Genomic DNA, 13,929 nt, shown 5'->3' on the forward strand with positions numbered 1-13,929 from the left:
CACAAGGAGAACATGTGAACGACAACGCCCCAGGCCCAATGGATTTGTCCGTGTCAGTCAGACAATGTGAGATTTGCGGGGTCGAGTACGACTCCGCCTCCCTTCCTTATGTCTGTCCGATCTGTGCCGACGAACGTCAGTACTTGGCCGAGGATCGACGACAGCACTGGGTTGACCCCGCGGATTACACCGGTCGCATCGAGGTCTTCCTGGCCGAGCCAGGGCTGTGGTCGGTCCGTGTCGGCGGTGGGCCCGGGATCGATCAACAGGCCAAGGTCATCGTGACAGAAGCGGGCAACGTGATGGTCGAGGTGCCCGCGTCGATGACGAACGATGCGGTCGAAGCGGTGCGGGCTTTGGGACCGCTCCGAGCGATCATCGCGTCACACCCGCACATGTACGGCCTCCAGTCGCTGTGGTCTCGCGCGCTCGGGGATGCTGTGGTGTACGTGTCGTCACTCGATCGCGAATGGCTCGGCCTCACACCTGCCTCGGTGGCCTTCTGGGATGGGGAGATCGAGCTCGTTCCGGGAGTAGTGGCGTCCCAGCCGGGCGGACACTTCCCCGGCAGCAGCGTGGTGCATTGGGCGGGCGAGGACGGCGCCGGCGTGCTGTTGACCGGCGACACAGTGGCTGTCAATCCCGATGGTGAATCGCTGGCCTTCATGCGGTCGTACCCGAACCGCATCCCGCTGTCATCATCGGTCGTGCTGCGCATCGCTGATCATCTAGAACGCTACGAGTTCGACCGGATCTACGGCAACTTCGGCCGCGCGATCACGCACGACGCCAGCGCCCGCCTGCGCAGCTCCGCGCAGCGACACGCAGCCTGGGCACGAGGCGACTACGACCATCTAACTGGCCCAGGCTGACGTCGCGATAGGAGATCTCTCCGAGGAATCGCGGCTACCGGGGAGTTGACCTGGATGGATGCGTGTTCGTTTGCGCTGGGTCGAGTTGTGACCAGTTGATGGGGCGGCCGGCGTCGTGACTGAGCTGGCCGAAGAAGGCTCGGTGTTCGGCCGTTGCCCTCGCAGAATGGGTGGAAGGCGTTGACCTGGGCGAAGTAGTGGGTGAGTCGATCGACGAATCTCTCGCGCTGGAGCCCGCGTAGGTGGTGTTCTTTGGCAGGTTCGTTGTAGCTTGCGACGGTGCAGTCGACACTGGTGGCGGTGACCTACGGCGCCCAGAACCCAACGCGCGTGGCGCAGTTCTGGGCCGGGCTGCTTGGGCGTGAGCTGGTTGAGGATGGCGACGGTGTGCTTCTGCCTGGTGCCGATGGGCAGCTCGGCCTGCGTTTTGTTGCCGATGGAGTGCCCCCGGCTGGTCAGCACCGGATTCATCTGCACCTGACCAGTACGAGCCTTGCTGACCAGCAGCACACCGTGGCCATCGCGGTGGAGCTGGGCGCGAGCCATCTGGACGTCGGCCAACGTCGCGATGAAGGACACATCGTGTTGTCCGATCCCGAGGGCTATGAGTTCTGCGTCATCGAGCCGGGCAACCGATTCCTAGCCGACTGCGGCCGTCTCGGTGAGTTCACGTGCGACGGCACCCGCGCGGTCGGAGCTTTCTGGAGCAAGGCTCTGCGCTGGCCGCTGGTGTGGGACAAGGGCGCGCAGACCGCGGTCCAGTCCCCGCAAGGCGGCACCAAGGTGTCGTGGGACGCGTGGCACCGCGCGCCGGACGACCTCGGCCCGCAGAGAAGCGGTCGGCAGCGCTTCGAACTCGTGGCGACCGGCGGCGACCTGGAGGCTGAGGTCGACCGGCTCGTGGGGCTCGGGGCCCAGAGCCTTCGGTCGAACGATCGTGGGGTGATCGTCCTCGCCGACCCTGACGGACGCGAGTTTCGCCTCCGGGCACCCTGAATGCCGATGCTGTTGGTCACGTATCGATCTGAATCGTCGCGAGGATGTCGCCGCCGTCCGCAACTGTTCGGCGTCGCTGATTTCGAGACGGTTGAGTAGGACGCTGCTGTCTGGATCGAGGTACGGATCAGTCACGGGGCGCGGTGAAGTTCGCGGATCAAGGTTCGCATGTGCTGGGTGGTGATTTCTCCGCGGATCCAGCGTTGGGTGATCGCGTCTGCGTCGGAGCTGGGGGTTAATCCTTCGGCCCGCAGGGATGCTGTGGCTTCGGCTTCGGCTGCGGCTCGATCTCGTTCGGCGGTAAGTTCGTCGTAGACGTCGACCGGCACCACGACGGCTTCGGTTTTACGGTGTGAGCCGACACCGATGGGGGAGCGGTCCCCCTTGCGGAAGCGGGCCAGTAAGCCAGGAAGTTGTTCTCGTGCTTCCCGCACGGACAGGGTTTGAAGCCTCATCTCTTAAGTGTATCTAATTGAGATCACGTTTGTGTACACATTTGAACGTTTGTGGCCGGGGGTCGTCGGATGCGCGAAAGGACGCACATCGTACGGGAAGGTCGAGCATGGCGGTGTGGGTGAGGTTAAGTGGACAAGTCCCCCCTCGGACACGCCGCAGGTCTCTGACCTGCATAAATGCGAGTAGAGCCGACCCGGTGGGGGACTTGAACTCCCACCTGCTTTTTGCTGGTGCCCAGCGTCCTGGCGATCTACGTTGTTGTCAACGTAGATGACTGACATGGCAGTCGGTGTGAGGCGCCGCGGGAAGCTGTCTTCCCACTGGAGTCGCACGCGGTTCCTCTAACGTCGAGGTCACTCAGCTGGGGGATGAGCTGAGCCAAAGCTAGGGGTAGGGAAGGGCAGAAAACCCGAAAGGGACCTCGTTCCCCCTCAAGCCGTACGATGCCGCTTCGATGCTCACCTCGGTAGTGGACCTCGACGATGAACTGGCAGTCGTATCGGTCAGTTGTCGCGGACAGGACGAAGGCGTCAACGTCCGTTCTTGACACGGTCAACAGATTCCATGGTCGAGATACGAAATCGTCGAGCTGCGTGTCCCATTCGTCGACGGCCTGCTCAGTCTTGGCGTGACCATGTTCGTCGATGTCGTCCAGGTCGGCGATGAGGTAGCGATCGACGGAATCGCCACCAGCATTCTCGCCCACGACCGTTCCATGGAGGGGATCGCGGCGGTCTAGAACACGCACCGCGATCTTTCAAGATGTACGGCAGTGTCTTCTGCTCCTCGAATGGTGAAGCGATGGTTGAAACGCCCCAGGGGCACCCCGCCGTTATGCGCCGCCCACTTGATGTATCTCTCGGTGCTCGCCCATGGGTCTGGCGCCGGTTGCCGCGGCGGCGTGGGGAAGGCGAATCGAGCGGAGGCAGGCCGTCATCTATCTCGGTACGCACCGACACGGCGTGCGGGTTCGGGGTCGAGGTTGCGCGAGCTGGGCGTGGGGCGCTGCGAACTCTTATCGGCAGACGGTCACGAGCTCACGCCCAGCTGGCTAAGGCAATCAAGGCGGCCACTATCAGGCCGGTGACAACACCACTGGGCAGGGTATCCACGTAGCGCATGCTAGTTGCCGTCACTTCTGGATCGCGTGACGTATTTGAAGAGCGGTCGTGGGAGGCTGCGGCGTGGTGGCGATGAGCAATGGCTACATGCCTTCTTCTGTCCGTACATGGATGCGTTGGAGGTTTACACTGGAGCCATGCCGCAGACTGTGCCTGGTTTTGATCGTTTGACTGTTGAGCCTGACAAGCTTGGTGGTCAGCCGTGCATTCGTGGCTACCGGTTCAGCGTTGAACATCTGCTGGAGTTGCTGGCTGCGGGCTGGACGTTCGAACAGATCCACACGGACTTTCCGTTCATCGAGCCGGAGGATGTTCAGCAGGTCCTGGGCTATGCGGCTGCTCTGGCGCATCGGGAGCTCTACGTGCCGCTCAAGGAACCGGCGTGAGGCTGCTGATTGATCAGAACTTGCCTCGTCGGCTTGCCTCGTTGCTTGAGACCCATGGCCACGACGTCGCCCATACCGAGGATGTCGGGCTGGCGACAACCGCTGATCCGCAGATTCTGTCTTGGTGCTGCACGCAGGACCGCATGCTGGTGACCGCGGATAAGAAGCTGACCAAGTTCCTCGCGGCATCGAGTGCGGATTGTCCGAGTGTGTTGATCACTCGTGAGATGCGAACGACGCCGACAGAACAAATCGCGGCGATCTTGGTTGCGAATCTCCCGCAGATCGAACAGATCATTACCGAACACGGCAACGCTGTCTTCTCCCTCGCGCCAAATAAGCCGATCCGGGCGGAGCTGCTCCCACTCGGTGTACCAAACAAGACCACGTGAGCCGAGGCCGGTCGGCAAGGCCGCAGGTCAGGCGGCTAGGTTGATCACCGTGTGCGTGTGGTAGGTGGTCAAGTCGGTCCTCGGACACGCCCAAACCCCCCGCGCGGGGTCAATATCCACTTTGACCTGGCGCGGGGCGGGTGTGAATGTGAGACGAATGGCGAGCGCATTGTAGAGTTCAGCTCGCTCTTCCATCGTGACGTTGGCCTGTGCCGTTACTGTGCCGCCCACCTGCTGGATACGACCTCGATGAGAGCCCGGAGACTGTCGCCGAAGACCTTCGACGTGTCCGGGCCCGAGGTAGCAGCAGGCCGCAGGGCCCGCTGGCTCGCGTTGACGGGGTCCTTCTTCTGACAGGATGAGGACACGTTCTCGGCCGTTTGTGATACCAGTGTTCTGTGGCCGAGCCGTCAGCGCGTCTTCCTCCTCTCGCTAGCCGTCGAAGGGTTTTATCGTCCGTTGTGGAGCGTGGCGATCCTCGAAGATCTCGACGTGCACGAGGCCGAGAAGCTACGTGCGCGAGGCGCGGATCAGCGGTGCATCGTGTTCGAGGGGTCCTTCCTTTAGTACGGTTCGTGTCCCGGCGGCGGTGGAGGCGATTCGCTGTGACAGCGAATTCGCTATCATGGGTGTATGGCTCTGGCTGAACGTGAGATGAGTGCGGTGAGGCGCGGTACGGCGGCGGGCTTGGTGGCTGCGGCGCGGGCGAAGCGTGGTGTGTCGCAGCGTGAGCTTGCTCGTGCAGCTGGTGTTCCGCAGTCGACGGTGGCAGCGGTTGAGTCTGGGCGGCGGCAGCCGTCGGTGGCGATGCTTGAGCGGTTGCTGAATGCTGCGGGGTTCGATCTTGACGCGCGTTTGGTGAATACAGTTCGGCCATCGGTGTTGCTTGATCGTCATCGCGGTGCCGTCGCCGCAGTGTTCACTCGTTTCCCGGTCACCCAGGTCTGGGTGTTTGGTTCCGTGGCGCGGGGTGATGATCGGCCGGATTCGGATCTTGACCTGCTGGTTGAACTTGAGCCCGGGGCGACGGCTGCTGAAATTATTGGTCTGGATGAGGAACTGTCCACTGTGCTCGGTTGTCCCGTGCAGGTCGTGACCACTGCCGAGCTGGAGTCCAACGATCTGCTTCGGCGTGGTGTGAACCGTCACCGCGAACCGCTGGCTCTGGCGGCTTGACGGTGGACGTTCGTACTGCCGAGCGTTTGCTCTACGTCGGTGCTTCGCTGGGCGAGATGGCCCAGTTGGCAGAGCGTGGGCGGGCTGCGTATGACGCTGATATCGCAGTTGCTCGTGCGTGTCAGTACAACGTCATCCGCCTAGCCGCTGATCTTGAGCGTCTGGGTGAGCAATGGTTGGAGACTCATCCGGCAGTGCCGTGGCGGCTGATCAGGGGGATGCGTAACCGTATCGCGCACAACTACTGGACCGTCGACGACGATATTGTCTGGTCTGTGGTCGCCAAACACGCCCCAGAGCTACGCGAAGCTCTCAGCGACGAGATCGAGACGGCCAGGACGGTCCTCGACACCGACGACTCGCAGGCAGGCGCAAGCGACGGGTCGTGAGTAGCCGTCCCCCGTACAGAGGCGAGCGTGTGGACTACTCCAGGCCGAGGGTGACACCGAGGGTGAGTCTAGGTGGACAAGTCGGTCCTCGGACACTCACCAGAATCCCACGCTTCAGGGTGGAGCGTGGTCGCGGCTCGGGACGAGGCGCACCTCGTGGCCGGCCTTGGTGGTCACCACGAGCGCCAGGAAACGTATCGCGGGCGAGGTTGACGGTGGGCAGTCAACGTTCGGTTCGTTGGTGCCGCTGTGGCGCGGCACTCAGGCACTCGGGCGCTTGCAGCCTCCCATAGCGCAGGCAGTGGCCGGTCGCCTTGAGCTGTTTTTCGTCCTCCGCCGTGCCCGGCATCTTGTCGACGACGCTGTCGGCGGGCACGGCGTGCTGCCGCACCCGCCGCTCGACTCGTCGGCCGGTCCAACCGACATAGTGGGTCGTCGGCTGCATATGCCCACGATCGCCCTCTTGCACGTAGGTGGGTTGGTCGAAGTGCAGAACGTGCACGGTGCCGGGTCGGTCGGTAGGGATGTGCCGACCCAAGTACGCCACGTTGCAGGACCATGCTTCAGGGTCGTCGGCGTCGAATTGGACGCCGCAGACCTGCGTCGCTTCATGGCCTCCACCCGTTTCCTTCAAGGGTGATCGATTCAGGGCTTGCGCGGAACGGTCGAGGGGCCCTCGTCGGTGAACAAGGCCGTGGTGTAGACGATGCGCTCGTTGGGGATGATGTCAATAGGTGTCGGCGAGGAGGAAGTCGGGGATGCGCTGGTGGTGGATGCCGCCGGTCTGGTCCCCGGCGAGCGGGTCGAGGGTCAGTACGTACTTCGGATGGTTGTCCGGGATCGCCTCCAGTGGCGCGTACTCGCGTTGGCGAGTTTCGGGTGATGCGGCGATTGTGGTGGCGACCTGGACGTAGAGGATCTCGTCGCGCCGGGTTGCGACGAAGTCGACCTCGGTAGCGCCGACCTTGCCGATCGTCACGTCGTAGCCGCGGCGCCGAAGCTCGGACCATACGATATTCTCCAATACGCCGGGAAGGCGTTGGTCGGAGTAGCCGAACAAGGCATGGACGAGCCCGTGGTCCCCTGCGTAATGCTTTTCGTCGGTGGCGAGTAGGGCGCGTCCTCTGACGTCGTAGCGCGGAACACGGGCGATGACGAACGCCTCGGCCAATGCCGAGAGGTAGTTCAGCACCGTCTCGTGCCGGACGGTTCGCCGTTGGGACTTTAGATATTGCGCGACCCGCCGGGCGGAGAACGGGTTGCCGACGTTGTCCAGCGCGAATGCGGCCACTCGCTCGAACATGTCGGCATCACGGATTGCGTGGCGGGTCAGAACATCCCGGACGAGCGTCGATTGGTAGATGTCGGTGACCAGCGCGTGTGCATCAGGCTCCTCGAACGGGAGGATGTGCACCCCGGGAAAGCCTCCGAGTCGCAGGAACCGAGCGAACTCTTCATCCGTGCGGGACGTGTCTCGGTCCGAGTACATCGCCGTGAAGTCGAGATACTCCCGGAAGGACAGCGGCCACACGTCGATCGAGACGTACCGACCGGCGATATAGGTTGCAAGTTCTCCGGATAGTAGGCGTGAGTTGGACCCGGTGATGCAGAGGTCGGTCCTGCCTCCGACGACGAGGGAGTTCACCAGACGTTCCCACTCATCAACCTCCTGGATCTCGTCCAGCAGGACGTAGACTCGGCCATCGGCGGGCAGGGTGGCTGTGATGAAGGAATCCAGAGCCTCTGCCGAGCGGAGATGGGACCATTTGAGCGAGTCGAAGTTTAGGTGCAGAATCCGCTCATTCGGCACACCACGGTCGCGGATCAGTCCGGCAGTGAGTTCGAGGAGTCGGGACTTGCCGGAGCGGCGCAAGCCGGTGAGTACCTTGACGACCGGAGCGTCGATGAAGGCTGCGATTCGGTCGAGGTACAGAGGCCTATCTACAAGACTCATCGATCAACTTTCCTGTGGCGACTAGAACCGCCATCGTAGTCCGTTTTGCGTGCCGTGGCGACTACAATCGCCACCGACTCGAGACGATCTCGGCATTCGCCTCGACGCGTCGACAGCGTCCGTCCCGACCGGACTCCGGATGCGGGAGATCGGTCAGCGTTGGAGGCGGTAATGCTCCTATGACGGCCAGCGTCGTCGCTACGGTGCCGGCAGCATCGGACGCCACGTCTACGGTCCAAACGACGTCAACCATCGTCGCAAGTCACCCTAGGCCAAGTGTCGTGGTGTGGGTGAGGTTAAGCGGACAAGTCGGCCCTCGGACACCCCGCAGGTCTCTGACCTGCGAGTTTGTGAATTTCCGGCGTTTGGTGGACTTGAACCCCCACGCGCATCATCCGCTTTGTGGACGCTTGCTTGCAGGGCCTGGGTTGGCCTGAAGGTGTGGTTCGTGGCCGGAATTCAGGTTGCTGGGGCGTCTTCCGAGCGTGCTGACCGCTCGTTGAGCAGGCGTTTCAGCTGCTCGGGTACGTTCATGGCGAAGCCCTCTGATTGCCTGTCGGCGATGGCGCGACGCAGAAGCGACCCGTTCAGATGATGGCGGCTGACAGCCGTCATTGTTGCTTTGATCCTGTGTTCTTGTTCTCTGGCGATCATGGTAGCCAATTGGACTTCGATCGAGACGGTTGGGACCGATGCCCATGCCATTCAACAGTTGATCGTTCGCGCCATGCCAGTGGGCCTCGGGTTTCGATCATCAGGTGGGTAGCTGTCGGATCGTGGATGTGTGCCAGTTCAACCTTGACGCCGTTGACCAGCCATCGGCCGAAGGTCCACCGTGAGGTGTCACCAAAGTGAAGAGTCGGCGGGTCTGCTGCGCCGATGGGTGACGTCTGATCTGGCTTACCTGCGGTGGGGTGGCTGTCTAGGCGATTCGGTTGAACCAGCGTGAGGTGGCGCTTCGGCGCGTGGCGTGCCAGCGTGATCGTGGGTCCGGAGGTCCGGCCGGAGCTGGGTCAGATTCGTGCTGCCGTTTGGGTAGGATTGCCGGGCGTGTTGCAGGTTGCATGTCCTGGCAGCATAATGCAGCTATGGCTACATCGATCACGATCCGGGATGTGCCGGATGAGACGCGGGATGAGTTGGCGGCGCGTGCGGCGCGCTCGGGTCGCTCGCTTCAGGAGTATGTTCGTTTGCAGCTGGTCGAGCTGACCAGGCGGCCTGATGCGGAGACACTGTTGTCGCGGGTTCGCAGTCGCAAACAGCGCACTGGGAGCCAACTTTCGGCAGAGGCCATCCTGGAGCGCCGGGATGCTGATCGCCGGTGACGATTGTGGTCGACGCTTCGTTCGTCGTGGCGGCTCTAGTCGATAGTGGGCCGGCGGGGACCTGGGCTGAGCAAGCGATGGAGTCGGAGGATCTCGCAGCACCGCATCTGATGTCTGTGGAAGCGGCGAACATACTGCGACGCGCGTCGCAGTCGGGTGAGATCTCCGTCGATACCGCGTCGCTGGCGCACGCTGACCTGCTCGCCCTCTCGGTCGTCTATTTCTCGTACGAGCCGTTCGGTGCACGTGTGTGGGAGTTGCGTGACAACGTCACATCGTATGACGCCTGGTATGTGGCTGTGGCCGAGCACTTGACGGCGCCGATGGTCACTCTCGATCGGAAGCTGGCCAAGGCGTCCGGTGTTCGATGCAGCTTTCGTGTCCCGCCGAACTATGGCTGATGTACGTCAGGCCCTGATGCGCCTGCGGTGCAGCTCAAATCAAGGACGGCGGTGTGGGTGAGGCTAGGTGGACAAGTCCTTCCTTGGACACAAATCGAACCGACCGTTTTATTATACGGAATGATCGGGTCCGGATCGCCTGTTGGCGTCGTTCCACCGGAGGGCTGGGTGGAGCGAACAGTTGCCTGGGGCTGCGGTGTGTCCTCGGAGTGAATACGTGGCGGACTGCGTGTGGATGCTTGGCAATTTTTGCCATCCGCTCGTAGTCTTTGAGGCATGGGGACGATGAACATCTCGCTGCCGGATCAGCTCCGGGCATTCGTGGACGAACAGGTCGCGGAGAAGGGCTACGGGACGAGCAGTGAGTACATGCGTGAGTTGATCCGGCGGGATCGGGATCGCCAAGTTCTGCGGAATCTGGTGTTGGAGGGTGCTGCGTCTGCTCCGTCTGGTCCTGCGGATGCGGCGTACTTCGATGGGCTACGCGAGCGCGTTCGTGGACGTGCCCAAGAGTGAGTCCGAAGCCGGTCATCCCGCGTGAGCAGGCCAACCGGGATGTCGATGATGCGGTCGCCTACTACGTGAAGGAGCGTGCGCAGCAAGCGGCGCTTGATCTGGTTGACGCGCTGCAGGACGCCTATGCACACATTGGTCGTCGTCCCGGGATGGGATCGCCTCGCTATTCCCACGAGCTTGACATCCCCGAACTGCGGACCTGGCCGCTGGCTCGGTTCCCCTACCTGGTCTTCTACGTCGAGCGCGCAGTCCATGTCGACGTGTGGCGCGTGCTGCACACCCGACGCGACATTCCACCTCTGATGCAAGAACCCTCGGAGTAGGGACTGGAAGGTGGAACCACGATGACATCCGAGCCGGCCGTACCCAGCGCCTCGCCGCGTCGTCGTGCCGACGATGCGGGCGCCGGACTAAGAGCATCCGTGGTTGGGGACGTCGTCGATTTGGCATCCGTTCAAAGTTCATCCTTTCCGGAGGCTTGAGCACGAGATCGGGTCGTTGTCCTAGCCGCGATCTTTGAGTTGAGAGCGAGAACCGTGATCCGCCACTTCAGCGTCCGCGGCCGTCGTTGACGACCAGGACCGCGCCCTGCTGGTGCAGCATGTCGGCGGCGCGTGAAAACTGACCCCCAGGCGGCAAGGCTGGAAACCACCCTGCCGCGAAGGGGTCAGAATTCAGGCGCCGTTGACACGCGACGCCAAAGCCCGCCTGCGCAGCGACACGCGGCCTGGGCACGAGGCGACTACGACCATCTCACTGGTCCAGGCTAACGTCGCGATAGGAGATCTCTCCGAGCTGTCCGCGTACCGGCGCACTGAAGCAATTGGCGGCCCACTCGGGATCGTTCAAGATCGATGAAAGCCAGTCGTCGAGGCTGCCTACGATCGCCTTTTCGCGCACGTAGATGTCGTTCGGGTGGTCTCTGAGGAATGCCGCGATGAAGACCGCCGAAGTGCTCTGACGTGCACACTGACCGGGACGTCCCCGGAGGCACCGCGATCCGCTGAGTACGGAGGGGCAGGGCAAGGTCACGAGCGGGTTCGGTGCAGGCCGATCATCTGTGCGACGGCGAAGCCGAGGACGACGACTGCCTGGAGCACGGCCCATACCCTTCCCGCCGGGGTCAACCAGTCGGCCGTGATCATGTGGATCACGGATGCGGCGGACCACGCGGCGTTCATGACGATGGCGAACCACACGCCCGCAGGAGGGATGGATCGCGCCCGACTGACCAGCAGGATCACAATCGCGTAGCTTGCCAAGAACACGCCGATGCCGATCAGAAAGGGCACCGGTGGCCCCAGCACAGTGGTCAGCAAGGCGGCCGCGACGACGTAGGCGAGGCCGTTGGCTCCGGTCACTGCGGCGTCGATCAACATGGCCGCACGCAGCCACCGTTCCTTCATCGGCGGGCGTAAGGTCGAGGACGAAGTAGTGGTACTCATGCCGTCAGACTCCCTTTGCGGGGGTAGTCGTGTCGATTACCTCAGAGGTAGTGGAACCGTTGGGAGGATTCGGCGGCAATGACGCTGCGAGTCTTTCTGCCGTGTGTGATGCGCGACCGGTTGCCAGCCTGTCGGCCGGACAGTTGAGCCGGCACTGGCGGGGCTCGACGCAGAAGCCAGATGGACCTCGCGCAGGGGGTCGGCATCTCGCCCCGACACCTCAGCTTCCGTCGTCGTCATCGCGAGCGTTGGCGCCTGGGCTGTCTCAGTGTGGGGAAGGCGTTTCCCAGAGTGCGCTGATCGGTATGGCGCGAAAGCGAGGGCCGAAAGGGAGGGTTTGTTGCCCGATGTAGAGGACCGCGCCGACGATGAGGTCATGGCCGAGGCGTTCGGCTAGGTGGCGAAGCCCGCGGAAGTCTTCTGCCTTGACGGTGGAGGCGGCCTTGACGTCGATGGCGACGACCTGGCCGCGGCGATTCTCCAGCACGATGTCGACCTCGACCTTGTCTTTGGTGCGGTAGTGGTACATGTCGGCGCGTTGGTGGGACCAGGTCAGCTGTCGTGCGATTTCCATAGCGGCAAAGCCTTCGAGCAGCGGACCGAGGGGGCTGTTGGGCTGGCGCAGGCGGTGGCTGTCCAGGCCGAGGAGGTTTGCAGCGACGGCGGAGTCGACCGTAGCGACTTTCGGTGTGGCGATGGCGCGTGTGCTGAGGTTTCGTGACCAGGCGGGTATTCGTCTGATCAGGAAGACTTCCTCGAGAAGGCCGAGGTAGCGGGTGATGGTTGGCCGGGGGAGGCCAAGTTCGTTTGCCAGTGTGCCCGGTACGAGGAGTTGGCCTGACCGTGCGGCGAGGATGCGTGTCAAGGTTCGCATTTCGGGTGCGCGTTCGATCTCGGAGAGCTGGATGACGTCGCGATTGATGATGTCGGCGACGTAGGAGTCAAGGAACCTTTCTCTTCGCCGGGGTGTCCGGGAGGCGGCCTCTGGAAAGCCGCCGCGGGTCAGCCGTTGGATGTAGCCGTCACGGGTCTCATCGGATGTGTGGTGTAGGTCGGTGCCGGCGTCGAAAAGGGCGTCGACAAAACCATCTGGGCGATCGTCGATCTCTCCTTGCGACAGAGGCCAGAGTTCGATGGTCTCCATGCGGCCCGGCAGCGCGTCGGGGACACTGCGGAGGCCGAGCAAACGCGCGGAGCCGGTCAGTAGAAATCGGCCGGGTCGCGGGTCGGCGTCGACGGTTTCCTTGATCGCAAGTAGGAGTTCCGGAACTCGTTGGACTTCGTCGATCACCATGGGGGCGTCGCTGTTGACGAACTCTGTGGGGTCGTATGCTGCAGCCTGGCGGGTGGCGGCTCGGTCGAGGCTGTGCCACTCCGCGCCTCGGTCATGGCCGATCTGGCCGACCAAGGTGCTCTTTCCGGATTGGCGGGCACCATTGATGAGTACGACGCGGGTGTCTTCGAGTGCTTCCTCGACACGTGCGGCGGCTTTGCGTGGGATGATGCGACCGATCGGTGACTGAGGAAGGTGTGCCATATGGTCAATATGACACGTGGTGTGTTCGATTGGCCGCACTAATTGCGTTCGCCTGGTCGCAAATGGCGTATTCGTCTGGTCGCTCGCTAAGTGTTCGTCTGGTCGCCGTGGCTCCGTGGAGCAGGTGCGACACGCCCAAGTGTGGGGACGTGAACCCCCATCGTCCTTGCGAAGGCTCGCCTGCAGATCCTGTGTTGCTCTGAGTGTGTGCGATTCCCTTTCGGCAGTTCAGGTTGCTGGGGCGTCTCCGCGACGCTATCCGCCGCCACTGACCTGCGAGCCAGGGCTGGTGTTTAGAGGACGACACCTCACTACAGCACCGCGCGGATCATAGCGTCGAGCGCGCCGAACGACTTGTCGAGCAAGTACCCGCGCGCGAAACCCTAGGCCCACATGTGTCACTGGTCACTCAGTCGCGGTGCAGCAGCGGCAGGGTCAGCCGGAAACAGGCGCCCTCGCCGCAGGTGGTCGTCAGCTCGATGTCACCGTCGTGTGCTCTAGCGAGGGAGCGGGCGATGGCGAGCCCGAGTTCGGTGTTGGCACCGCTTGAGCGGTCTCGGGACCGGTCGGTGCGGTAGAACCGGTCGAAGACCCGGTCTGCTTGCTCGGCTGTCATGCCGGGTCCTTGGTCGGCTACCTCGAGCACTGCGTATCCGTCCACGGTGCCGACGCTGATGCGGGCTGGGGTGCCGGGGCGGCGTGTGGCTGGCGGTGTTGCCGACGAGGTTGACCACGACCTGCCGTAGTCGGGCCTCATCGCCGTACACGGGGGAAGCGGCGGGAGGACCGCTGCCGCCCGGCCCGGTGAACTCCACCGGTCGGGATGTGTCGAGCGCGTGCAGGTCATGCCGGGCGTCGTTGGCCAGGGTGCGCAGGTCCATCGGGGCCCGGTCGAGCTGCCCGTCCGGTGCCTCGTCCGGCTGGGCGAGTAGCAGCAGGCCCTCGGTGAGAGTGGTGAGCCGG

The 13,929-nt window shown here is 63.1% G+C and carries 16 protein-coding genes and 2 pseudogenes; 10 read left to right on the forward strand and 8 right to left on the reverse strand.

What is annotated here, in order from left to right:
* Window positions 1-50 precede the first annotated feature (50 nt).
* The gene (locus F7O44_RS29875; protein ID WP_222850931.1) at window positions 51-872 is read left to right on the forward strand and encodes an MBL fold metallo-hydrolase; all 822 of its coding nucleotides are present in this window, start codon (window positions 51-53) and stop codon (window positions 870-872) included.
* Here the strand turns inward: F7O44_RS29875 and F7O44_RS32235 are convergent.
* Window positions 845-1,099 (reverse strand): annotated as a pseudogene (locus tag F7O44_RS32235) (Fic family protein); the annotation flags it as partial. The gene F7O44_RS29875 and the pseudogene F7O44_RS32235 sit on opposite strands and share 28 nt — an antisense overlap.
* Before the next feature lie 52 nt (window positions 1,100-1,151).
* On the opposite strand from F7O44_RS32235, the gene F7O44_RS01045 reads away from it, so the two are divergent.
* A complete protein-coding gene (locus F7O44_RS01045) occupies window positions 1,152-1,868 on the forward strand; it encodes a VOC family protein (RefSeq protein ID WP_162448342.1) in 717 nt (238 codons plus the stop codon).
* Between the two features lie 131 nt (window positions 1,869-1,999).
* Here F7O44_RS01045 and F7O44_RS01050 read toward each other — a convergent pair whose 3' ends face one another.
* Complete coding sequence (locus F7O44_RS01050; protein WP_162448343.1) at window positions 2,000-2,323, reverse strand: antitoxin VbhA family protein; 324 nt, start codon at window positions 2,321-2,323, stop codon at window positions 2,000-2,002.
* Window positions 2,324-3,582: 1,259 nt separating this feature from the next.
* Here F7O44_RS01050 and F7O44_RS01055 point away from each other — a divergent pair.
* The 4 genes from F7O44_RS01055 (at window position 3,583) to F7O44_RS30860 (ending at window position 5,788) form a co-directional block, all read left to right on the forward strand.
* Complete coding sequence (locus tag F7O44_RS01055; RefSeq protein ID WP_162448344.1) at window positions 3,583-3,831, forward strand: DUF433 domain-containing protein; 249 nt, start codon at window positions 3,583-3,585, stop codon at window positions 3,829-3,831.
* Window positions 3,828-4,223, forward strand: a complete 396-nt coding sequence (locus F7O44_RS01060) for a DUF5615 family PIN-like protein (RefSeq protein ID WP_162448345.1) — start codon at window positions 3,828-3,830, stop codon at window positions 4,221-4,223. Before F7O44_RS01055 ends, F7O44_RS01060 begins: the two co-directional genes overlap by 4 nt.
* A gap of 654 nt (window positions 4,224-4,877) precedes the next feature.
* On the forward strand, window positions 4,878-5,399 hold the full coding sequence (locus tag F7O44_RS01065; protein WP_162449251.1) for a helix-turn-helix domain-containing protein: 522 nt from the start codon (window positions 4,878-4,880) through the stop codon (window positions 5,397-5,399).
* Between the two features lie 2 nt (window positions 5,400-5,401).
* Window positions 5,402-5,788: a HepT-like ribonuclease domain-containing protein gene (locus F7O44_RS30860; protein ID WP_162448346.1), complete on the forward strand. Its 387-nt coding sequence runs from the start codon at window positions 5,402-5,404 to the stop codon at window positions 5,786-5,788.
* A 223-nt stretch (window positions 5,789-6,011) separates the two neighbouring features.
* Here the strand turns inward: F7O44_RS30860 and F7O44_RS01075 are convergent, their stop codons facing one another.
* The 3 genes from F7O44_RS01075 to F7O44_RS01085 form a co-directional block, all read right to left on the reverse strand.
* On the reverse strand, window positions 6,012-6,335 hold the full coding sequence (locus tag F7O44_RS01075; RefSeq protein WP_162448347.1) for a hypothetical protein: 324 nt from the start codon (window positions 6,333-6,335) through the stop codon (window positions 6,012-6,014).
* A 180-nt stretch (window positions 6,336-6,515) separates the two neighbouring features.
* A complete protein-coding gene (locus tag F7O44_RS01080; RefSeq protein WP_162448348.1) occupies window positions 6,516-7,742 on the reverse strand; it encodes an ATP-binding protein in 1,227 nt (408 codons plus the stop codon).
* A gap of 459 nt (window positions 7,743-8,201) precedes the next feature.
* The gene (locus tag F7O44_RS01085; protein WP_162448349.1) at window positions 8,202-8,396 is read right to left on the reverse strand and encodes a hypothetical protein; all 195 of its coding nucleotides are present in this window, start codon (window positions 8,394-8,396) and stop codon (window positions 8,202-8,204) included.
* Between the two features lie 434 nt (window positions 8,397-8,830).
* On the opposite strand from F7O44_RS01085, the gene F7O44_RS01090 reads away from it, so the two are divergent.
* From F7O44_RS01090 to F7O44_RS01105, 4 genes are all read left to right on the forward strand, one after another.
* On the forward strand, window positions 8,831-9,067 hold the full coding sequence (locus F7O44_RS01090; protein ID WP_162448350.1) for a FitA-like ribbon-helix-helix domain-containing protein: 237 nt from the start codon (window positions 8,831-8,833) through the stop codon (window positions 9,065-9,067).
* Window positions 9,064-9,468: a PIN domain-containing protein gene (locus tag F7O44_RS01095; RefSeq protein WP_162448351.1), complete on the forward strand. Its 405-nt coding sequence runs from the start codon at window positions 9,064-9,066 to the stop codon at window positions 9,466-9,468. Before F7O44_RS01090 ends, F7O44_RS01095 begins: the two co-directional genes overlap by 4 nt.
* 276 nt (window positions 9,469-9,744) lie before the next feature.
* Complete coding sequence (locus tag F7O44_RS01100; RefSeq protein WP_162448352.1) at window positions 9,745-9,984, forward strand: type II toxin-antitoxin system ParD family antitoxin; 240 nt, start codon at window positions 9,745-9,747, stop codon at window positions 9,982-9,984.
* Window positions 9,981-10,307 carry a type II toxin-antitoxin system RelE/ParE family toxin gene (locus F7O44_RS01105; protein ID WP_162448353.1) on the forward strand — a complete coding sequence of 109 codons (327 nt, stop codon included), beginning with the start codon at window positions 9,981-9,983 and terminating at the stop codon, window positions 10,305-10,307. The genes F7O44_RS01100 and F7O44_RS01105 overlap by 4 nt, the downstream gene beginning before the upstream one ends.
* A 705-nt stretch (window positions 10,308-11,012) precedes the next feature.
* Here F7O44_RS01105 and F7O44_RS01110 read toward each other — a convergent pair.
* The 3 genes and pseudogenes from F7O44_RS01110 to F7O44_RS31470 all read right to left on the reverse strand — a co-directional run.
* Entirely contained in the window at window positions 11,013-11,429 is a 417-nt protein-coding gene (locus F7O44_RS01110) for a hypothetical protein (RefSeq protein WP_162448354.1), read from the reverse strand.
* Between the two features lie 265 nt (window positions 11,430-11,694).
* Window positions 11,695-12,942, reverse strand: coding sequence for a DUF4143 domain-containing protein (locus F7O44_RS01115; protein WP_162449252.1), 1,248 nt, complete (start codon window positions 12,940-12,942; stop codon window positions 11,695-11,697).
* A gap of 433 nt (window positions 12,943-13,375) precedes the next feature.
* A pseudogene (locus F7O44_RS31470) lies at window positions 13,376-13,928 on the reverse strand (sensor histidine kinase); the annotation flags it as partial.
* Between the last annotated feature and the right edge of the window lies 1 nt (window position 13,929).

The sequence above is a fragment of the Phytoactinopolyspora mesophila genome (assembly GCF_010122465.1).
Classification (GTDB): Bacteria; Actinomycetota; Actinomycetes; order Jiangellales; family Jiangellaceae; genus Phytoactinopolyspora; species Phytoactinopolyspora mesophila.

What these genes read in the sequence shown, in the direction of transcription:
- F7O44_RS01050 (WP_162448343.1), bottom strand. Translation starts at nt 2,323, where the DNA reads ATGAGGCTTCAAACCCTGTCCGTGCGGGAAGCACGAGAACAACTTCCT.
- F7O44_RS01055 (WP_162448344.1), top strand. Translation starts at nt 3,583, where the DNA reads ATGCCGCAGACTGTGCCTGGTTTTGATCGTTTGACTGTTGAGCCTGAC.
- F7O44_RS01065 (WP_162449251.1), top strand. Translation starts at nt 4,878, where the DNA reads ATGAGTGCGGTGAGGCGCGGTACGGCGGCGGGCTTGGTGGCTGCGGCG.
- F7O44_RS01080 (WP_162448348.1), bottom strand. Translation starts at nt 7,742, where the DNA reads ATGAGTCTTGTAGATAGGCCTCTGTACCTCGACCGAATCGCAGCCTTC.
- F7O44_RS01085 (WP_162448349.1), bottom strand. Translation starts at nt 8,396, where the DNA reads ATGATCGCCAGAGAACAAGAACACAGGATCAAAGCAACAATGACGGCT.
- F7O44_RS01090 (WP_162448350.1), top strand. Translation starts at nt 8,831, where the DNA reads ATGGCTACATCGATCACGATCCGGGATGTGCCGGATGAGACGCGGGAT.
- F7O44_RS01100 (WP_162448352.1), top strand. Translation starts at nt 9,745, where the DNA reads ATGGGGACGATGAACATCTCGCTGCCGGATCAGCTCCGGGCATTCGTG.
- F7O44_RS01110 (WP_162448354.1), bottom strand. Translation starts at nt 11,429, where the DNA reads ATGAGTACCACTACTTCGTCCTCGACCTTACGCCCGCCGATGAAGGAA.